This window comes from bacterium (genome assembly GCA_020444325.1).
Lineage (GTDB): Bacteria > Bacteroidota > Ignavibacteria > SZUA-365 > SZUA-365 > BM516.
The window spans coordinates 12,436-33,644 of record JAHLLD010000008.1 but is presented as its reverse complement, the minus strand read 5'-3'; the positions used below and the strand labels follow the sequence as shown (position 1 = coordinate 33,644).

Here is a 21,209-nt window from a genome sequence, read left to right as displayed (position 1 = left end):
ATGTTATAAAAGAACTTGCTTCGTTGTCCTTAGTAGGATGCTTCCCTGCGCTGTATGTCAGATAATGAAGCGTAGTATATAAAAAATAGGAGAAATATGATGCGACGCAAGGGGATAAGGTGAGAATCGGATGAGGGGAAATTTGCTCGCCATACCCGGGTCGCGATGTTCATCCGAACCTGTAGTGTCGCGGGAGTCTCCGCCTTCGGCGGAGCCGCTGGAGCCTCATCCCGCTTCGCGTGACTTCGGCGCGGGAATATTGCCGCCCTTGAGCCAAATTCAGGGTTTTCGCCTGCCCTCCGGGCGGTCGAGGTGTTTCTCCCGCCTGACGGCGGTCGAGGCGTTTCTCCCGCCTGACGGCGGTCGAGGATTTTCGTCCGCCTTACGGCGGCCGAGGTGTCGCGCTCGGCCTGCGGCCGAGGCGTAGTTGCCCCTCCGCTCCGCTTCGGGGCGGTCAGAGCGTTTTAGGGCATGTTAAAAATATTTTTTAGGGTATGTTAAAATCGATTTGAGGGACTCAATCCGGTAGCGAAGCGAGCAAATACTGGCCCGCAGGACCAAAATACGGCCCCGGAGGGGCCAAGAACGCGCGAGCGGAGTGAGCGCAAGAACGCAACGCAAAAAAAACGCAGGCACTCTGCCAAAACAGAATGCCTGCGCATACATAAACAAATTATCGCCTGACGCGAGGCGTCAGCGTTGCAACTACCCTTCCAGCACCGAGGCTTTGAAGTAATCGCGGTTCATGAGGGCGATGGAGGCGACGCTGATGCCCTTGGGACACACAGCTTCACATTCGTACTGGTTGGTGCAGCCGCCGAAGCCTTCCTTGTCCATCTGCGCGACCATGTTGAGGACGCGGCGCTGACGCTCGGGCTGTCCCTGCGGGAGGTGTGCAAACTGCGACACCTTCGCGGCGACGAAGAGCATGGCCGAAGCGTTTTTACAGGATGCGACGCAGGCGCCGCAGCCGATGCAGGCGGCGTTGTCCATCGCCAGGTCAGATTCCTTTTTGCTGATGGGGATGGCGTTGGCATCAGGGACACCGCCGGTGCGAGCCGAGACGAATCCACCTGCCTGCATGATGCGGTCGAAGGCGGAGCGGTCGGTCACCAGGTCGCGGATCACGGGGAATGCACGGGCACGGAAGGGTTCGATATAAATCTCGTCGCCATCCTTGAAATGCCGCATGTGCAGCTGGCAGATGGTGGTTTCCTTCTCGGGTCCGTGAGGGATTCCGTTGATGGTCAGCGAACAGGCGCCGCAGATTCCTTCGCGGCAGTCATGATCGAAGGCGACGGGTTCTTCGCCGTTGAGGATCAGTTTCTCGTTGAGCACGTCGAGCATTTCGAGAAAGGACATGTCGGTACTGATGTCGTCGACTTCGTAGGACACCATTTTCCCTTTTTCGCGGGCATTCTTCTGCCGCCAGATATGCAATTTGAGTTTCATTACTTATAACTCCTTGTCTGAAGCTCCACATTCTCGAACTCGAGCGGCTCACGGTGAAGCACCGGATCGTTGCCGACGCCCTTGAATTCCCACGCGGCGACATAGGCGTAGTCGTCGTCGTTGCGTTTGGCCTCGCCTTCCTCGGTCTGGTATTCCTCGCGGAAGTGACCACCGCAGCTTTCGTTGCGGTTGAGGGCATCGTGGCACATCAGTTCGGAGAATTCGAGGAAATCCGCCACGCGGCCGGCGCGCTCGAGGGCGCTGTTGAGGTTTTCACCATCGCCGACGACCTTGGCATTCTCCCAGAACTCCTGACGCAGTTCGGGAATGAGTTCCAGCGCCTTCTTGAGGCCCTGTTCGTTGCGAGCCATGCCGCAGTAATCCCACATGATCTTGCCGAGTTCGCGGTGAATGGAAACCACGGTGCGCTTTCCATCGAGGGACAGCAGGCTATCGATGCGCCCGCGCACTTCCTCTTCTGCACGCTTGAACTCGGGATGATCGGGGGTGACTTTCTCGGTTTTCGCCGTGGCGAAGTAGTTGCCGATGGTGTAGGGAATGACGAAGTAGCCGTCCGCGAGTCCCTGCATCAGGGCGCTTGCACCGAGACGGTTGGCGCCGTGATCGGAGAAGTTGGCCTCGCCGAGCACATGCAGTCCGGGAATGGTACTCTGGAGGTTGTAATCGACCCAGAGTCCGCCCATGGTGTAATGCGCGGCGGGATAGATGCGCATGGGCACGGTGTACGGGTCCTCACCGGTAATGCGCTCATACATCTGGAAAAGGTTGCCGTAGCGCGCTTCAATGGTGGATTTGCCGAGGCGGTTGATGGCGTCCTTGAAATCGAGGTAGACTCCATAGCCGGTGGAGCCGACGCCGCGTCCGTCATCACAGGCTTCCTTGGCACTGCGCGAGCTGATGTCACGTGGTGAAAGATTGCCGAAGCTCGGGTATTTCCGCTCGAGATAGTAATCGCGCTCGTCTTCGGGAATATCGTTGGCGGAACGGGTTTCGCCGTGTTTTTTCGGTACCCAGATGCGTCCGTCATTGCGCAGCGATTCCGACATCAGCGTGAGTTTGGACTGATGGTCTCCGGAAACGGGGATGCAGGTCGGGTGGATCTGCGTGTATGCCGGATTGGCGAAAGCCGCGCCTTTCTTGTACGCACGGTACGCCGCGGTGACATTGCAGGCGATGGCGTTGGTCGAAAGGAAAAACACGTTACTGTACCCGCCGGTAGCAAGGATGACAGCGTCGGCAGCGAAACTGGAGACCTTGCCGGTGACCATGTCACGAACGACCACGCCGCGTGCATGTCCGTCCACCAATACCACATCCATCATCTCATGACGGGTGTGGAGATCGACGGTGCCGAGTCCCACCTGCCGCATCAGCGCCGAGTATGCGCCCAGCAGCAGCTGCTGTCCTGTCTGTCCCCTGGCATAGAACGTACGCGACACCTGTGCGCCGCCGAAGCTGCGGTTGTCGAGGTAGCCGCCGTATTCACGTGCGAAGGGCACGCCCTGCGCCACGCACTGGTCGATAATATTGTTGCTCACCTGCGCCAGGCGGTAGACGTTGGCCTCGCGCGAGCGGTAGTCGCCACCCTTGATGGTGTCATAGAACAGGCGGTACACACTGTCGCCGTCATTGGGATAGTTCTTCGCGGCGTTGATGCCGCCCTGTGCGGCGATACTGTGGGCGCGGCGGGCGCTGTCGTTGTAGCACAGCGCGGTGACCTTGTAGCCCAGTTCAGCCATCGTGGCTGCTGCCGAGGCACCGGCGAGCCCGGTACCCACGACGATCACACTGTATTTTCTCTTGTTCGCGGGATTGACCAGCTTCATGTTGAAGCGGTGATTATCCCATTTTTCTGCCAGCGGTCCTGAGGGAATTTTCGGGTCGAGATTCATAATACTATCACTCCTTCAGGCAGTGTGATCCAGCCTGCCAGCACACCGACGGGAATCATGATGAACCCGGCCACGATGATGGTGGACAGGGTGACACTCAACCCGTGAATTAAAGGATTGTACTTCTCGTGATTGATGCCGAGGGTCTGGAACATGCTCTCAATGGCATGGAACAGATGGAAACCCAGCAGAATCATTGCGCTGATATACACGATGGAGATGAGCACGTTGTTGTAGCCGATCACCACCATCGAGTATACGTCATGACGTCCCGCAGCATCGAAGAGTCCGCCATAGGCAGGATTGGTCGCCTTGACCGTGAAATGCAGCAGGTGATAAACAATGAAGAGGAACAGCATTACCCCGGACCAGATCATGGTGCGCGACGTGAGCGTCGCACGCACGTAGTTCTTGACCGCGTAGGGCTCGGGACGCGCCGAGAGATTCAGCGCCTTGAGCCGGATGGAGGTAATGACATGGAGGACCAGGAAGAGAAGCAAACCGCCGCGGATCAACCACAGCAGGGCACCCATGCCCTGCAGCGTTTCCGCGTAATGGTTCATCGTATCCTGGCCGAGGTACATCTGGAGATTCCCGATCATGTGGCCCAGGATGAACAGAACCATGAAAAGTCCCGTCACGGCCACGACGACCTTGCTCAAGATTGTAGATTGGAGAAAGCGTACCAGTGCAGCCATAGTACCTTAGGTGAATTTGATTGATGTGATGAGGCGCATGCTGGAGTTATCATGCGCTATGGAAATGAGAATGATTCCCGTATTCAAGGAGCTTCCGGTAGGTGTTAGCGGACCAGTAGGATCAATAAAAAGTAGCAACTTCCACCGTGGATATCAACACAATGCAGAGGTGAATTACATCCTTTTTTCCGGAGCTATCGCATTGCATATCCCCCATCCCGCGAATTCAAATCACATGTAAACACAAGACTGTGGCCGCACCGCGAGTGGCGGGGTGACATCGCGGGAAATCAGGCGAACACGTGCAGCCGCAACCGGATTACACTTCCCCTGCCTGCTGGCGGAAGGCGGCGTAGCCGTCGCTGCGAAGCTGACGCACCTGATCGCGAATCTGCTCTTCGTCAATGCCGATGGCTTCGAGGGTACGGGCGAATATTTCGATGGCGGTTTCAAATTCTTCGGGGATGACTTCATCGGCGCCGAGGACGGCGAGCTTCAGCACTTCCGAAATGAAACGCGTGCGGGCGATGATGTGCGCGCTGCTGTTGAGTGCGCGCACCCGCTCGGTGATGCGCCCTGTGGCCGCGGGATCGGAAATGGCGATGACGACGACCTTTGCCGTTGCGGCGCCGGCATGCAGCAGCACGGCGTCCTGCGTGGCATCCCCGAAGCCGATGGGCACCCCGGCCATGCGTTCGTTGCGCACGGTGTCGGGATTCATTTCGAGAATGGACACGGGAATATCCATGTCCTTCACCGCCGTGAACAGGTTGCGTCCGTTGAGTCCATACCCGATAATGAGTAGTCCCGCCTCCGGGTCCCTCCTCTCCCCTTCCCCATCCTTCGCCGAAGCACCAGCCATGTCTGCGAGACGCGGAGCGATTGCCATCATCACGGGCGTCGCGGCCATGGTGAGCACACTGACGGCGAGAAAGAGCTGGTACTCGGCTCCCGCCAGCAAGCCATATTCCACCCCGACGCGGGAGAGGATGAAAGAGAACTCTCCGATCTGTCCGAGTCCCACCCCGGTAAGCACGGCGGTCCTTCGCGGGAAACGCAGCAGCAGCATGGCGCCTGTGGCGATCAGGCTTTTCCCCACGAGCATGGCGACGGTGAGCAGCAGCACGGCGACGGGCTGCTCGATGATGGCGAGGGGATCGAGCAGCATGCCGATGGAGACGAAGAAGAAACTGGTAAACAGGTCGCGGAAGGGCATGACATTGCCCATGGCGTGGTGACTGTACTCGGAGTCCGCCACGATCATGCCCGCGAGAAACGCACCGAGGGCGAGTGAGAGTCCGATGCTTGCCGTAAGCCAGGCGACGAGGAAACAGAGCGCGACCACAGCGAGAAGGAACAGCTCCTTGTCCCGCGTCGCGGCGACCTGATGCAGTGCCCGGGGAATGAGATAGCGCTGAGCGATGAGGACTACGAGCACGGCCCCGGCACTCTTGGCGAGGAGAATGAGGATTTCCATACCCGCACTCCCTTCCGCGGCGCCTGCAAGCAGCGGCGTGAACAGCATCATGGGAACGATGATGATATCCTGGAAAATCAGGATACCGAGCGTTGCCCGGCCATGGGGACTCTCCATCTGCGCTGCGTTCTGCAGCTGTTTGAGAACGATGGCGGTACTGCTGAGCGCGACGAGGAAACCCGCGAACACTCCGGCCTCGATCGGGAGTCCCAAGAGCGCGAATACGCCCAGTGTGCCGGCGATGCTGAGTCCCACCTGCAATCCCCCGCCACCAAGGACGGATTTCTTCATCCGCATCAGATCGCGGATGGATATCTCGAGTCCGATGGTGAACATCAGCAGAATCACTCCCACCTCGGCAAGCACTTCCACCTGCTCCACCGCGTTGACCGCACCGAACCCGTGGGGACCCGCGATGACACCGGTCATCAGGAAACCGATAATGGGAGGGATTTTCAAACGGTGAAATACATACAGCACCGCGACGCTGAGCGCGACGATGATGACGATATCACCGAGAATGGGAAAGTGCATGATACGGCAGCTTTACATGTTTACGTGTTTTGCCAAAAATAGCTGTCCAGCGATACAATCGAAACTCCTTCGGGACGAAAAAAGCAGCCAGCTCGGCTGAAAACAGCACCCGGGGTGAAAAAGCAGGCACCCCGCCTCTCATGTGAGTGACGGGGTGCCGAAAAAACGTCAGCGAAGGCTGAACAGTTTCCGTGGATTAACGGATGAGTTGCAGCATGCGGCTGACCGCAGCGTCTCCGGCAGCAAGGCGGTAGATGTACATGCCCGTGGGGAGTCCGCTGAGATCGATGGTCAGCAGATGGCGTCCCGCCTCCTGCGTACCGCTCGAAAGCGTGCGCACCTGCTGTCCCAGCGTGTTGTACAGCGTGAGGCTCACACCACTGCGGCGCGTCAGGTCGTAGCGAATCTGCGTGAGGGCGCCGTTGCTGAGGGAGACCGGGTTGGGCCAGTTCTGTGCCAGTTCGAGGCGCAGCTGATGGGCGGGACCATCGGCGCTCGAGGCGATGTAGCCTTCGCCGAAGATCTCGAGGGTGTCGGGACTGCCCACTGCGTTGTGCCTGATCACCAGCTGTCCTTCCATGGGTGCGGCCGCCGCTGGTGTGTATTCAAGCATCAGTTCGTAATCGCTGCCGGGAGTGATGGTGAAAGGCGCAGCGTTCTTGAGCACCACTTCCGTCGTGCCGATGATTTCCGTGGAAGTGACTTCCAGGTCGCCACGGCCTGTATTTGCAATGCCCAGCGGCCTTTCGGACGGTGTTCCCACGGCAACCCAGCTGAAGCCCACGCTCGGAAGCGCATACTCGCGCACCGGCATATCCTTGATCTTGAACTGTTCGGAAGTGCCGAAAACGGATCCATCGTCGGCGCTGCTGATACGAAGGTAGCAGCGGTCAGAATTCTCCGTGGGAACGTTCCAGATGTAGCTGCCGGCATTGGCGTCCGCGCTGCCGGTGATTTCCGTCCAGTTCGCCGCGCCGTCGACCGACAGTTCAATCTTCACGGAATTCAGGCAGTACTGTTTCCACCTGATTTCAAATTGTGAACCGGCCGGAATCTCCATATTCCTCTTGGCGGGATCGAGTACGGTGACCGCAGTCGTCGGTACCATGAGGAAGCGAGTCATCGTCGTACTCTGTCCGCACGAGCTGTTGACGTTGCACCAGTATGCGCCGTAATCGTCCTGCGTCACATTCTGGATGATGAGCACGCTGCTGTCGTTCTCGAGTGTGCGGTTGACACCGGTCGGACTCCGGAAGTACCATTTGTAGGTGAGATTGGAACCTTCGGCGACGACTTCGAAGCGTCCACTGCCACCGAGACAGGCCGTGTCGTGTACGAGATCCTGGACGATAACCGCCGTGGTGAAGACTTTGAGCAGGGCGGGTTCGGACTCAATCGTTCCGCAATCGCCCGTGATGGCACAGGTATACGTCGACAGGTTGTCGGCCTCCTGCAGGTTTTGGAGCTGCAGTTCGTTGCCGGTTTCCCCGTCGATATTTTCACCGTTCTTCTTCCACTGGTAGCTCAGCTCTCCGGCACCGGTGGCGTGCACGTAGAACCATGCGCCTTCCCCGATGCAGACATTGCGCCAGAACACCTGGTCCGTGATGACCGTCCCTTCCTTCACGGTGAAGCTGGCTTCCATCTGATCCGACAGGTCCGGATTCTTGTTGTCGATGATGCGGATGCGATAGGTATCGCCCACCGGGAAGTCGGAGGGGATCACCCAGTCCCACGAACGCACGATGCGGGAGAGGTCATCGATCAGTATCGTTTCCCAGGTCGCACCGTTATCCGTCGAAAGCAGTATCGAGAAATCGTTGTTGCCCTGCGCGCTCCAGGTAATGGTGAGCGGCATGCCGGCACAGATTTCCTCGCCGCCGCTGGGCGTGAGCAATTCGAGGGCACGAACGGTGCTGGTAACATTCATGCAGAGCGCACGCTCCGCGTTCCCACGTACCAGTGCACCGACACGATCCCTGAACACCTTGTGCACATTCTTGTTTCCGAAGCGCATGTGGCAGTAACTCATCAGCTCACCGCCGCCCTGAATCAGGTGGATGTCACTGCTGCTGAAACAGGGAGGATTATTGCGAATCGGCTCCGCAGTGTAGCAGCTGTCGATGGGGGGATTCCAGACGCAGGCATGCGTGTGGGGGGAACCGAAGTTATGTCCCAGCTCATGCGCCCAGACACCCGCATGTCCTTCAATATTTCCATTGTTGCCGCTGAGCTTGATGAAGGCGTAGCCGTGCGTTCGGCTGCAGAGCTGATTCACCCAGGCGAGTCCCTGCGTGACGCCATTCGCAGAAATCGGTTTGCGGGAAATGAGCGATGCCAGCGTACGATCGACATTATCCATGTTGTCGCGCCAGTACTCGGTAAAGGTGTTGAGCGCCGCCTTGTCGCTGGCGGGACTGTACGGATCTTCCGTTTCCCATGTGCGCATGTAGGAAATCTCGAACGTCACGGCAACATCGCGTTCGTAAATGGCGATGACGCCGGTAAAGAGCGAGGACACGTAATTCTCGGATTCTGAGACGCCGCCGTAATGCTGGAAGGCTTCGTAGTCGATATCGATGGCGAGACGGGCAACCAGCGTATCCATCCCCGCCTTCATCATCTGCGCATCCGCTCCATTGGGCATGCCGCGAAGATAGTCTTCGATAAAGAGATCATCTTCCACACCGCAGTCGAAGGATTTCATCTCCGGTGTTGCTTCATACACGGTGAGCAAGCGCTCGTCTCCGGATTGCGGGGCGTTGTTCAGTCGGGTGGTGAAACTGTACTCGACTCCGTCACGAAGAACGCTGCCCGTCATGGCAGTGCCTTCGACGGCCATCCAGACAAAGGAGCCTTCTTCGCCGCGCACGCTGCCGCGGTAAGCGCGGATATCCGGAAGCGCACGACGCAGTTCACCCTGCGCCGTCTGCGTAACGACGATGGCGTCGTCACTGAAGAGCTTCATGGCACGCAGTTCCAGGTTCGCCGTCGTGCCGTCAGGCATGGGGAAATCCGCAAGCAGCATATTCCCGGAAGCACGCAGACGCGGGAACGATGCGAGGGGCACCGCGACGGTCAACGCCTGCGGAGACGCGATGGGTACGGCTTTGCGTAACCCATCGGGGGTTATGGAGTGAAACAGCTCGGACGCATTCACCGTGGTGAACGCGTCATCCGCATGTGACTGCGCGGAAAGCTGTACAGGTGCGAGGATAGTGGCAAGGCAGAACAGCGCTGCGGTCATGACACGCAGGGTCTGCCGGGACATCGAAACAAACATCATCGACCGTACCTCATTCTTCATGTTCATGGGGGAAAGAAACAGCAGGGAGCTGTTTCTGGTCATCAGAAAAAAATACAGAATAATCTGAAAACGGGGAAGGGAAATCGCGAGTCAATCGCGTGAAACGAGCAGCGCCCGCGTCGGAGCGCCGTCACTGCCACTGATCAGCAACGGAGCGGCAATGAGAGAATAGCGACCGGGACGCACATGGCCGAGGCGCAGTCCCTCCATGATCAGGATGTTATTCCGCAGCAGCCGCTTGTGTACCGGAAAATCGGCATCGTCGTAGCTTTCGATGGAGAGCGCGTCGATTCCTACAAGATTGATTTTCCTGCTTACCAGGTAGCGTGCCGCGTCCCGTGTGAGAGCGGAAAAGTCGTCCGGCGCCGCGTCAGCGGGACGCCTGGCGTTAGCCCTGAGGAGTACCGCATCGCCGGTACGGATGCCCTGGCGTTCGAGTTGATCACGCTCGATGGGACCGGGTGAGGGACAGTCAATGACGACGGCGGGCGAAAGCCAGCGCCGCGCAGGAATTTGATCGATGGTTTTTCCACTGGCCAGGAAATGTGCAGGGGCGTCGACATGCGTACCGGAATGTGCGCTCATCTCGATGGTCGACAGATTGTACCCGCTGCCGTCCTCGCTGATCGCTGCCTTCAGGGTGCGCGAAAACACCGGATCGCCGGGATAGGATGGCGTCTGTTCGTCGAGGGGGATGCTGATATCAATAATACGCGACGTGGGCATGTTCTCTCCACTCAGGTTAACGCATCAAACCGTCGACGAGCTTACGCAGCCGGCCCGAAATGCCACTGTCAAAGCCCACAACGATATTCTGTACGATATTTTTCGTATCCACGAAGTACGTGATTGGAATGCTGTCGACACCCAGCATATAAAGCGTGCTGCCCTGGTTGAACAGCAGTTCAAACGGCATCCGTTTCTCCTGATACGCCTTAAGGGCCTTCTCTTCATCCTGGTCGACGCTCACCACAACGACATCCACAGCGTCAGCGGGATACGGGGCGAGTGCCGCGCGCAGGGCCTCGAGCATGCTGCCGGATTTATCCGAGGTCGAAGCCCAGAACAGCATGATGAGGGGACGACCATTATTGCGCGGGAACGCGGATTTTCCTCCCGTGCCATTATTGAGATTGAATGCCGGCAGTTCCGCACCCTGCAACTCCTTCCTGCGATCGACATGATATTTTGCGCGTTCGGCGGCGGTTTCCTGTTTGCTCTGGCGATCCGCCATCGCAAACACCTGCGGCCACATCTTTGAACCTTCGATGCGCTTACGGTACTCGAGTCCCTTCCGCTGATCCTGCAGCACATAGTACCAGACTTCCGCCGCCATGTTGAGGAACTCGGGATTCGTGCCGTACTGTTCTTCGAGTCCATCAATGCGCGCCGCGATGCGTTCCTGCGTGCGCGGACTCCCTTTCGCCTGTTCCATCAGCAGCATGAAATATTGTTGATAGGCGGGGAAATTTTCGGGATAGCTGGTCACCTCCCGTTCCGCTTCCCTGATCTGAACGCCGATTTTTTCCCGGGCCAGTTCAAGAAACGAAAGGTTGTAGAAACGCGCGTTCTTGACCGGCTCGCCATCCGCACCGAGGACGTAGCGCACCCAGGTCTTCTGGTTATTCCCGTCGACATGTTCGCCATCGGTGACGACATAGGACAGCAGCGCAGCCGTCGCAGGAATAGGAATCTTCGCCGTCCAGCTCTCCCCTTCCTTCTTCATCGGGGCATAGTGGGTGCGTGACGTATCGGGATCGAGCACGTTTTGCCACAGTGCCAGACGGGTACCGTAGCGCACGTTCCAGTAATCGAACACGTACACCAGCGTAACCGCACTGGCTGAAGCAAACGGGGAGGATGCCGGCGGATTGTAGACGACAGTAAAATCACTCCCGGCCACGGGACCCGGCTGTGCGTTCAGTACCAGGGGAAACAGGAGAAGGACAAATACAAGAAGGCTTCGCATGCGCATGATAACTCAGGTCGTTGGATGAAAGAACATGTCCGGAGACATACTCCCTTCTACGCAGCCTGGGGGCGATCAGTTCGCGTCAGGCTGCTGCGGGATAATCTTGGTCTTGAAAATGTTGCCGCCGATGAGGCCGCCCAGTGCACCGAATCCAACAAAAACGATGAGGGAAAACACAAGTCCGATAAGGAAAAGCATGAACGGCGTAGCCGCGAGCTGCATGACGACCTCGCGGACCTGTTCGACGGCCGCGGGATCCGTCGCCTGCATTTCGGCCTGTGAAAATGCTTTCTCGAACTCATCCTGCAGCTGATACGCAAAATCGCCCGAGGCGGCACCCATCATGATGAACTGCAGCATCGTGGTCAGCGGGGCCGCGATCAGTCCCGATAACGTCCCGACGATCACTCCGTCGCCGACGTTGAACGGCATATCCATCGGGAAACTTTTCTTGTAGAACCAGACGCCCAGGACGGCCGCACCCATGATGCCGGCGCAGCAGGCGCAGTTGATGAAATTCAGTCCGGGGACAATGGCCGTCACGGCCATGGCACCGCCCCCGATGAGAACGGGAACGAGCTTACTCGGTTTGGCAGTAGCGAAATCATTCATTCGGCAACCTCTTTATGGTCTGCAGTGTGGTGACGTTTCCTGGCAGTCCAGAATTCCATCCAGGCGGGAAGGACAAAAATCGCGAGTCCCGCACCGGCGACGCTCCCCGAGATTGCGCGTGAAATGCCGCTGTTGTTCCACAGTCCAAGCACATCGAGCACATAGTCGAGCAGCATCGGAAGTATAAATATAGCAAGCCGCGACAAGGGAAGGGAAACAAAAAACGGGAAGCGCCGGAGAAAGGGAAATGCCAGCAGCACGAGCGTAAACGCGACATAGATGGCGGAGCAGCGGTGACACACCGACAGCGGCCAGCTGAACACCGCAAAGGAACGTTCGACCTGCTGATGACATACCGGGGCATAAAACAGCCTGGAAATCAGTGCTCCAGCGTCATTTCCCGAGGCATGCAACGCCGGTGCCACAAAAATCCCCAGCGTCCACAGCAGCGCGGCAGCGAGCAGCACTGCATAGGCCGTGCGGGACCAGCGGGAGATTTCACTTGTCGCGGGAGGAGAGGAAATCTTCCCAGCCCTGGTGTTCGTAGATGCGTTCATGAATGTATTCGAGAACGAGCAGGAAGCGTTCTTTCTGGACATAGCCGGAGAGAATGGTGATGGTCTCGCCTTTCTCGTTGAGAAAAATCGTCGCGGGATATCCCGTTACACCGTACGCACGGGCAATTTCCCGTTCGGTGGCTTTTTTCCCCTGCACGTTATGCGTGGTGGCGGATTCCGCATCCAGCTTGGCAGCGACATAATATTCCGCCAGGTATTTCTGCACATCAGAATCGCCGTACACATCGCGGTCCATCTTCTTGCACCAGCCGCACCAGTCGGTGTAGACGTCGACAAGCACCGTCTTGTTTTCCTTCCCGGCGCGCGCGACGGCATCACCGTAACCGAGCCAGTCCACGTCATCGGCCGCAAGGTTGCTGCCTGCCGTGGGCCACAGCAATGCGGCGACCGCGATAGTCGCGAGTCCAACAGCGATGAGGGTAAAACGCATCCTCATTCTCCTTTCCTGCCTGTAAACGGCAGCATGGGGAAGTGATCGGAACGGAGCGCCGGCAGAGGATTTCCGTCAGAATCCTTTCCATCCGGTGCGATATGCTGCAGACGGTCGAGCGCGTCATTGGCACTGCCATCGTCGTTTCGCAGCAGATGTGCCTGGGCGAGGAAAAAATACGCCTCGGGCAGGCGGTCTCCCAGCTCCACCGCTTTCCCGGCTGCCAGGACGCATTCGTCATATTTCCCCGCTTCGAGATTGATTTCAGCAAAATCCACCCAGGCGGTGGCATTCTGCGGCTCGATGCGCAGCACATTGCTGAAACTTGTGATGGCGTCTTCGAAGCGGCCGAGCTCAAACTCGACATCCGCCTTCGCGTACCAGACGTCCAGCGCATCGGGTGAAAGCCGCACGGCCATTGTATAGTCGAGCAGTGCGTTTTCGAAATCATTGAGCGACTCGAAGGCGCTGCCGCGTCCGTAAATGGAATCGGCGTTATGCGGTGCCAGTGTGATCGCACGCGTATATGCCTGCACGGCTTCGCTGTAGCGCTCCGACTCCTCGAGCGCGTTGCCAAGGTTATGCCATGCGTGCATGTCGTTGGGCTCGAGTTCGATAGTCTTCCTGAAGCACGAGATGGCTTCGGGAAACCAGCGCAGGTTCGCGCAGGTGTTGCCGCGGTTGTACCAGGCAGAAGCGAATTCCTCCTCGATCGCCAGCGCATAGTCGTAGGAATCGAGCGCACGTCGCCAGGCACCCATGCGGTTGAGAATAATTCCCCGGTTGTACCAGGCATTGGCGTTGAAGGGAGCGAGATCGATCGCGCGATCATAACAGCGCAGTGAGTCTTTCAGCTGATCGGAAAAATCGTAGCAATATCCCAGCTCGTACCAGGCGTCCTTATGCTCCGGATCCCGCCCGACCAGCTGCATGAACACCTCGATGGCGTCATGGTACGCACCGGAATGCTCGAGCGCGAGTCCCTTGCTGAACAGCGCCTCGTCATTCTCAGGGTCCATCGCCAGCGCGGTGTCGAAACACAGCATGGCGGCTTCAATATCGCCGAGATTATCGAGCGTGATCCCCTTGTTGATGAGCAGCTCGAGATCCGCGGGATTGAGTCCTTCAGCCTGCTCAAACGCCTCGAGTGCCTGCTCGTAACGCCCCAGATTGTTTAAAACCATACCCTTACGCTCCCACGCCTCAGCACTGTAGGGGGTGCGTTCGGTCAGAATTTCGAGAAATTTCAGCGCATCGTCGAAATTCTGTTTTTCCAGGTGGTATCCGGCGATTTCTTCTATCGTATCGACGCTGAGCGAGCCCTGTCTTGCAGCATCGAGCAGGTCCGAGGTATCCATATCGGAAAAACGCCCGTGTTTGCCGCCCTCGGGATCATCCCAGTCGTCTTGAAAATCATCGTAATCGTAAATACTCATTTCTATCCAGTCGTCAACAAAAATTCACGTCAAATCTGAAAAAAACTTATCCCAATACTGGGGAAAAAGCAAGAGCATTGCTTCTCACCTCCCGCGCACCTAGTTTTGTATACTATGGTGGAAGCTGACGAACAATATGCCGTCATTCTTGTCACGACGGGATCCGAAACGCAGGCTGAGCGTATCGCCCGCGTTCTCGTTGAGGAAAAGCTTGCCGCCTGCTGCAATATCGTCCCCGGCATCCGCTCCATTTATCGCTGGAAGGATGCCGTGGAGGAGGACGATGAACAGCTTCTCGTCATCAAGACGAAGCGTGCGCGTTTTGCAGAAATCGAACAGCGCGTGCGTACCATGCACGAGTATGACGTCCCGGAAATCATCATGCTCCCGGTGACGGAGGGATCCGCTCCCTATCTCGCATGGATTGATCAATCACTTAACGGGCATGCATGACGGGAACGCCCGCCCGGAGACCCTGAACACACGTATATGTCAAAAATTATTGCCGTAGCAAATCAGAAAGGCGGCGTCGGGAAAACCACGACCTCGGTCAATCTCGCCGCAAGCCTTGCCGTTGCCGAATTCAAGACCCTGCTCATCGACATCGATCCCCAGGCGAACGCCTCGAGCGGTGTCGGCATCGATGTCAACGAGGCTCCGGTCAGCATCTATGAAGTGCTGATCGACCGCACACCCGCCTCGAGCGGAGTGCAGTCCACCCTGCTGCCGTTTCTCGATATCATTCCCTCGCACATCAACCTCGTCGGTGCGGAAATCGAGCTGATCGACCAGCAGCAGCGCGAGCATGTGCTCAAGCACATGCTGGCGGAAGTGCGTGAGAAATACGAATACGTCGTCATCGACTGTCCCCCGTCGCTGGGACTGCTGACGTTGAACTCTCTCACTGCGGCGGATTCCGTACTCATTCCGGTGCAGTGTGAATACTATGCGCTTGAAGGACTCGGTAAGCTGCTCAACACCATCAACATCGTGCGTCAGCATCTGAATGCCGGGCTCGATATCGAGGGCGTGCTGTTGACCATGTTCGATACGCGCCTGCGCCTCTCAAAGCAGGTTGCCGAGGAAGTGCGCAACTATTTCGGGGAGAAGGTCTTCGATACCATCATCAGCCGGAACGTGCGCCTGAGCGAGGCACCGAGCTTCGGTAAACCGGTCATCCTGTATGATGCACTTTCCGTCGGAACGCAGAACTATATCGATCTGGCACAGGAAATCGCCCACGGGAAAGAAGCCCTGCGCGCACAGAAAGACGGCACGGCCGCAAATGACACAGGCGCCGAAAGCCATTCCAAGCAGATGCAGGATGGCGAGGATGATTCGACTCCACCCCAGCACGATAACGGATAGAGGACGCCTTGGGTAAATCGAAAAACGTACTTGGCAAGGGACTCGGCGCCCTGATCCCGTCCAACCGTCCCGCGGTTGAGGAACCCGTCAGTGTGGAACCCAGCGCGGAGACGAAAGATGACGGCGTCTCCACCGAGGTACTTGCGCATATCGAAGTCGCACTCATCGAGCCCAACCCCTATCAGCCCCGTATCGAATTCGAAGCCCAGGCAATTCGCGAACTCGCGCAGTCCATCAAGCAGAACGGCCTCGTCCAGCCCGTCACCGTGCGCCGCTGGGAAGGGAAATTCCAGCTCATCAGTGGTGAGCGCCGCGTGCGTGCCTGCCGGGAAGCCGGCATTGAGCATATCCCCGCCTATATCCGCCAGGTAGAGACCGCGGAAGAAATGATCGAACTGGCGCTGATCGAGAACATCCAGCGCAAAACGCTCAATCCCGTCGAGATCGCCACTTCCTACCAGCAGCTGGTCGAGGAATACGGCCATTCGGCGGAGGACATCGGGCAGCGTGTGGGTAAGGACCGCAGCACCATCCTGAATTTCATTCGCCTCCTGAAGCTCCCGAGGAAAGTGCTGTCCAGCCTGCAGAAAAATGAGATCAGCATGGGACACGCGCGCGCGCTGATCAATCTGCCGGATGAAACCGCGCAACTGCGCATGTGGCAGCGCATCGTCCGTGACAACCTCTCGGTACGCAAGGTCGAAGAACTGGTAAACAGCATATACCGCAAACCCACTCCGCCCACGCCACAGCCAAAGCGCAAGTCCGGCGCCAAAACCACCCCCCACCTCGAAGAACTCAGCCACAAACTGCGACCCATCTACGGCACCCGTGTCAATATCACCGTCGGCAAGGATGGCAAAGGCAGCATCGCTTTCGAATTCTACAACGAAGACGACCTCGAGCGCATCCTCGAGCTGCTCCTGAAGTAAGCTCGTTCCCGATTTCATCGGGGATTCGCGTTCTGTAATCACTTGATATTGAGAACGCCCCGGAGGGGCAAGGACTTCGCGACTGCGAAAAAAACACGAATCCCCTTCTCGCTGCAGCGGGAAGGGGATTCGTAATAACTGCGCGCAAGCGCGTCAGCGCGAGTGCGCTTACTTGACCAGCGTCATGCTGCTTGTCTTGACGACGTCGCCGGAGACCATGGTCAGGTAGTAGGTACCGGAGGTGAGTTCGGAAGCGTCGAAGCCGATGTTGTGCGTGCCGGCTTCGTAGGTTTCGTCCGTAACGGTACCGATGTTGCGGCCGAGGGCGTCGTGGAGGGTGAGCACCACGTGCGCGCGCTGCGGCACGTCAAAGGAAATCGTGGTTGTCGGATTGAAGGGGTTCGGATAGTTCTGGTGCAGTGCAAAGCTGCCCGGTGCCGGACTCTCTTCAACATCCAGGGTGATACCCTGCATGAGGGGCTCCTGGTACGCCTGATAGACCTGTCCTGGTCCCGTGCTGTTGATCTTGTGCACGAAGATGGAGATCCAGGCCTTGTCGGATTTCACATGCGGGGAAGTAAAGGAGAATTCCTGGGTGTATTCGGACTGCGTGGCGAATTCGCTGGTGGTACCCATGCGATAGCCGTAGATGTCCGGATAGATGCCCATCACGACATCGGTGTGGATGTACGGACTGATGGTGATCACACCATTGGAGGTCCACTTCTTCTGCGCATAATCGAAGTCGTCTTCGGTCACCACGGCGCTGATACGGATGTCTCCGGTCATGCCCTGATGGAAGAACGTCTTCGCCGTGAAGGAATAGGTCTTCGTCGTCTCGTCATAATCCTTGTCGCTAAGCGTCAGGTTGACGGGCGAGCGCATATTGTTAAGCAGGAAGGCAACGCTGTTGCCCCAGTCGCCGCGGCTGATGGGGATGCCGCTTTCACCTTCCCACTGGACGCGATTGATCGACGCAGTGGGGAAACCGGAAACACCGATGAAGGAGTTCATGTCATCCCATTCCGTGATTTCCATGGGATCGCTGTCGTGCCATGCCATGCGCACCATGCGGTCACCGTAGCGCTGTGCAACGGCGTTCAGGGAATCGGCACCAAAGGGACAGTACTGGCACCAGGTACCGGTGTACTGCTCGACGAGCACGGTCAGATCTTCGTCAACATCCGCTTCCTGCACGTTGATCGTCACGGTGTAGGTCACGGTTTCACTCTGCGGGTCGTTGGTGGTCAGCGTCACAACACCGGTGTACTCGCCTTCGGCGAGACTGGTCGGATCGATTTCGAGGCTGATCTTCGTCTGCATGCCGGGCTCCACGAGTCCGGAAGTTGCGGCGTCAAGCGTGAGCCAGGATGCGGAAGCTTCAACTTCGCCTTCCCACTGCAGGGGCGCGCCGCCCACATTGCCGAGGGGGAAGGTGAGGCCGTAGGTGTTCGCTTTCTTGACCCAGAGTGATTTTTCCGTCTCATTCATGATGAGGATCGGGGTCGATTCGGCGTTGGCATCGAATACCTCAACAGCGTCGGTGTATTCGGTTGCTGACTGGCCGCCGACAACATAGAACTTGCCGCTGCCGTCATACAGCATGCGGGAGGCATAGAGCGTACCCGTGATCTTCATCGCTTCGTTGGCCCAGGTTTCGGTCGAGGGGTCGAAGGAATAGGTCTGATTCGGGACGACGCCCTGGGTCTGGCTGATCTGGGTGAATCCACCGGTCAGATACATTTTCGTACCGTCGGTGCCCATGGACTGACGCATGATGCCGCCGGCAGCAAAGTCGGTGAGCTTCGTCCAGGAAACATCGGTGTCGGTAATTTCGCCCTTGTACACATTTGCGTAGTAAATACCCTGGCTGTTCTCGACGCGATAGCCACCGACGAAGTAGATCACATCGTTGATGCACACGGCCTGGAAGGAGCGCAGAGACTGCGGAAGCATGCTGTTGGAAAGCTCCCAGCTGTCGGTCGCGGGGTCGTAAATCTGAATCACGCCGGTCTGCAGCGCGAAACTTGTCGTGCCACCACCGAGTACCCAGATCTTTCCGTCACGGACGAAAGAACCACCTGCGTAAACAGGCAGGGGCATGGAGGATTTTTCGGTAAACTGATCAGTTGCGGGGTCATACTCGAGCACGGCGCCATGCGTGGTGAAAGGCTGTGCGGTGCTGTAGCCACCGATCACATAGATTTTGTCACCAACGGTGTGCGACATCGCGAGGAGGCGCGGTTCCGGAAGGGAAGCGATCTGCTCCCAGCTCCCGGCGGTCAGATCCATCTTGTAACACAGGGTTACGGGACCGTCCGTAGCGTTCAGGCCCGAGAAATTATATAAAGCACCGTCGTAAAATGCAGCGGTGTTGTATCCAAGTCCTTTGGGCATCGGAGTGAGCGGAGCCCACTGCCCGGCGATATCCGCCGGTGCCGCTTTCAGCATGGAGGCGCTGGCCTTGGTGATGAACGGACCACTGCTGTCTTCGTTCCCGCCCTTGGCAAACGCCATGGTACAGAGAGCGACCATGAGCACAAATGACAGAGTCACAGTTTTCTTCATACGAGATCTCCTGATGATGAGCTGTGGAATGTAGGAAGCAAGAATTTCCTGTTGGAGGGGTTTTCAGGTCGAGGTGAAAAACTTTTCAACACCAAAACATAGTATTTATGAGCTTTACTTTCAAGACCCTTATAGGATCCCGAAATATCAAATCCAGCTCGTTTCGGCGACTCCCCTACTCTTCTATATATGGAAGCAAATCTTCGCGCTTCGGGAGATGAACGATCCAGTCATGGGCGACCAGGGCTCGCACCGCGGATTTCCCCCTTTTCACCGGAATATCAAAGCGATGGCAGAAATGCCAGATATCGGTTGGCGTACGTACAATTTCAAACATGAGCGCTTCTTCCACGGCGAGATCCTTTCCCTGTCCCGCCTTCTGAAGAATGTCTTCCAGCGCAGCACTCCCTTCTTTCTTGATGTGCTTCGCAGTAAAGAAGTAATTGTCGTGTTCTTCGAGCTCGCAGATCAGAAAGCCCGGTCCCCCGTTCCGAAAATCCTGCAGGAAAGAGAGTGATACGAGCAGCTGCTCGTCACCCTCCCAGAGATCATCGTACACCCCCGGATCCGCTTCCTTCAGCCATTGCATGAAGTTTCGTTCCTGCGGCGGCAGTGTCATGAGCACCGTGGCACCAAACTCGGTCTGCAGCGCCTGCATATCCTTTGTGGACATCGCGTTGATTTCTTCGTCACTGAGCGTCAGTACGCCACCCTGCTGCTCACGCAGTTCCTCCTGAATTTCTGTTGCCGATCTCATCGCGCTCCTCGTCGTTCGTTGCAGTCTCCGCGGGATTGTATTCCCGCGGTATTCGTACGGTGAAACAGGTTCCTGTTTCCTCCATACTCGTAAACATAATACTTCCGCCGAGAAATCGCTCAATCAGGAGGCGCGCACTGTATGTGCCGATGCCACGGCCCGGACCCTTGGTGGAAAACGAACGCTCGAACATGTGAAGCCGCACGGTCTCCGACATCACTGTCTCGTTGTGCACCAGGAAACACAATGTGTCCTCATCCTCACGTTCACAGGTTATGGTGACCGTCTGTCCCCGCTGCGAGGCCTCAAAGGCATTCTTGACCAGGTTCCCCACCGCACGCGCGAGCAGGGTCGGGTCTGTCGTGAATTCCACTCCCGCTGCCTTGTTGATGGTTTTGAAATGCCTGTCCTGTGCCAGGTGATGAAAGCGGTACAGCGCGTGGACGTGTGAAACCATATCATCCGTCGTCGTGCGGCGTGGCACAACACGCAATTCCTCCCCTTCAGCGGCCAGGAGGTCGCGCTGCGTTTCGATTTCATTGATCAGCTGTCCCGATACCCCCTGCAGATCTTCGAGAAGCTCATCCCTTTCCTCGCTCGGCACAATGCGGAGCAGATCGGTCAGATTCTGCAGCCCGCTTGCTGTATTGAGCAGATCATGAAAGAAAATGCGCTCCAGCACCCGTCGACGCTTTTCATCACTGATATCCACAAGGGAGAGTATCGTCAGTTCCTCGCCGTTGACATCGATAGGTACCCCGAGCACGCGAAAGTCCAGCGCGCCGCCTCCGAGGTGGTCCTCGACGGAGATCCGGCATTCCTGCACGCTTCTGGTCCCTTTTCCTGCCTCGAGCATGGCCAGTACCGCACCGCACATACGACAGTGTTTTCCCGTACCACAGCCTGAAGGAGTATCCTTTTCATAGGAACATCCTATGGCCTGTCCCACACGCAAACCGAGCAGCAAATCGTAGTCACCGCTGGGCATGGCGGCGGCGAACGCGTTGTTGTGCAGGACGATCTGCCTCGTGTCATTGAGGATGACCGCGGGCGTCGGAAAAGCTTCAAGCAGATGAGAAAGGTGAGGAAGCGCCATCAGGCGTTCGCGCTGCATTTCAAGCTCTGATTCCGACTTCGTCTGTGGAGATGCAAAATGCGTTTCGGTTGAGGACATC

Annotated in this window: 17 protein-coding genes; 3 read left to right on the top strand and 14 right to left on the bottom strand. The window is 57.4% G+C overall.

Features of this window, described 5'->3' with window-relative positions:
* Positions 1-705 precede the first annotated feature (705 nt).
* From KQI65_11380 to KQI65_11330, 11 genes are all read right to left on the bottom strand, one after another.
* Positions 706-1,452, bottom strand: coding sequence for a succinate dehydrogenase/fumarate reductase iron-sulfur subunit (locus KQI65_11380; protein ID MCB2205343.1), 747 nt, complete (start codon positions 1,450-1,452; stop codon positions 706-708).
* The gene (locus tag KQI65_11375) at positions 1,452-3,365 is read right to left on the bottom strand and encodes a fumarate reductase/succinate dehydrogenase flavoprotein subunit (GenBank protein ID MCB2205342.1); all 1,914 of its coding nucleotides are present in this window, start codon (positions 3,363-3,365) and stop codon (positions 1,452-1,454) included. The genes KQI65_11380 and KQI65_11375 overlap by 1 nt, the downstream gene beginning before the upstream one ends.
* Positions 3,362-4,063 (bottom strand): succinate dehydrogenase cytochrome b subunit, encoded by a 702-nt coding sequence (locus KQI65_11370; protein MCB2205341.1) that lies wholly within the window; start codon positions 4,061-4,063, stop codon positions 3,362-3,364. The genes KQI65_11375 and KQI65_11370 overlap by 4 nt, the downstream gene beginning before the upstream one ends.
* A gap of 319 nt (positions 4,064-4,382) precedes the next feature.
* On the bottom strand, positions 4,383-6,074 hold the full coding sequence (locus tag KQI65_11365; GenBank protein MCB2205340.1) for a cation:proton antiporter: 1,692 nt from the start codon (positions 6,072-6,074) through the stop codon (positions 4,383-4,385).
* A 196-nt stretch (positions 6,075-6,270) separates the two neighbouring features.
* The gene (locus KQI65_11360) at positions 6,271-9,423 is read right to left on the bottom strand and encodes a T9SS type A sorting domain-containing protein (protein ID MCB2205339.1); all 3,153 of its coding nucleotides are present in this window, start codon (positions 9,421-9,423) and stop codon (positions 6,271-6,273) included.
* Positions 9,424-9,471: 48 nt separating this feature from the next.
* Positions 9,472-10,107 (bottom strand): cyclase family protein, encoded by a 636-nt coding sequence (locus KQI65_11355; GenBank protein ID MCB2205338.1) that lies wholly within the window; start codon positions 10,105-10,107, stop codon positions 9,472-9,474.
* Between the two features lie 16 nt (positions 10,108-10,123).
* Complete coding sequence (locus KQI65_11350) at positions 10,124-11,350, bottom strand: redoxin domain-containing protein (GenBank protein MCB2205337.1); 1,227 nt, start codon at positions 11,348-11,350, stop codon at positions 10,124-10,126.
* Positions 11,351-11,425: 75 nt separating this feature from the next.
* Positions 11,426-11,965, bottom strand: a complete 540-nt coding sequence (locus tag KQI65_11345; GenBank protein ID MCB2205336.1) for a hypothetical protein — start codon at positions 11,963-11,965, stop codon at positions 11,426-11,428.
* A complete protein-coding gene (locus KQI65_11340; protein ID MCB2205335.1) occupies positions 11,962-12,522 on the bottom strand; it encodes a DUF2085 domain-containing protein in 561 nt (186 codons plus the stop codon). The genes KQI65_11345 and KQI65_11340 overlap by 4 nt, the downstream gene beginning before the upstream one ends.
* The gene (locus KQI65_11335) at positions 12,464-12,973 is read right to left on the bottom strand and encodes a thioredoxin fold domain-containing protein (protein MCB2205334.1); all 510 of its coding nucleotides are present in this window, start codon (positions 12,971-12,973) and stop codon (positions 12,464-12,466) included. Before KQI65_11335 ends, KQI65_11340 begins: the two co-directional genes overlap by 59 nt.
* 2 nt (positions 12,974-12,975) lie before the next feature.
* Entirely contained in the window at positions 12,976-14,409 is a 1,434-nt protein-coding gene (locus KQI65_11330) for a tetratricopeptide repeat protein (protein ID MCB2205333.1), read from the bottom strand.
* Between the two features lie 114 nt (positions 14,410-14,523).
* Between KQI65_11330 and KQI65_11325 the strand changes: the two genes are divergently transcribed.
* From KQI65_11325 to KQI65_11315, 3 genes are read left to right on the top strand one after another with little or no spacing between them, the layout of a single operon-like run.
* A complete protein-coding gene (locus tag KQI65_11325) occupies positions 14,524-14,862 on the top strand; it encodes a divalent-cation tolerance protein CutA (GenBank protein MCB2205332.1) in 339 nt (112 codons plus the stop codon).
* A 36-nt stretch (positions 14,863-14,898) separates the two neighbouring features.
* Positions 14,899-15,777 (top strand): AAA family ATPase, encoded by an 879-nt coding sequence (locus tag KQI65_11320; protein ID MCB2205331.1) that lies wholly within the window; start codon positions 14,899-14,901, stop codon positions 15,775-15,777.
* 8 nt (positions 15,778-15,785) lie between these two features.
* Positions 15,786-16,709, top strand: coding sequence for a ParB/RepB/Spo0J family partition protein (locus KQI65_11315; protein ID MCB2205330.1), 924 nt, complete (start codon positions 15,786-15,788; stop codon positions 16,707-16,709).
* A 168-nt stretch (positions 16,710-16,877) separates the two neighbouring features.
* Here the strand turns inward: KQI65_11315 and KQI65_11310 are convergent, their stop codons facing one another.
* The 3 genes from KQI65_11310 to KQI65_11300 form a co-directional block, all read right to left on the bottom strand.
* Positions 16,878-19,277 (bottom strand): Omp28-related outer membrane protein, encoded by a 2,400-nt coding sequence (locus tag KQI65_11310; protein ID MCB2205329.1) that lies wholly within the window; start codon positions 19,275-19,277, stop codon positions 16,878-16,880.
* Positions 19,278-19,452: 175 nt separating this feature from the next.
* Positions 19,453-20,034, bottom strand: a complete 582-nt coding sequence (locus KQI65_11305; GenBank protein ID MCB2205328.1) for a hypothetical protein — start codon at positions 20,032-20,034, stop codon at positions 19,453-19,455.
* Entirely contained in the window at positions 19,997-21,208 is a 1,212-nt protein-coding gene (locus KQI65_11300) for a HAMP domain-containing histidine kinase (GenBank protein MCB2205327.1), read from the bottom strand. The genes KQI65_11305 and KQI65_11300 overlap by 38 nt, the downstream gene beginning before the upstream one ends.
* Between the last annotated feature and the right edge of the window lies 1 nt (position 21,209).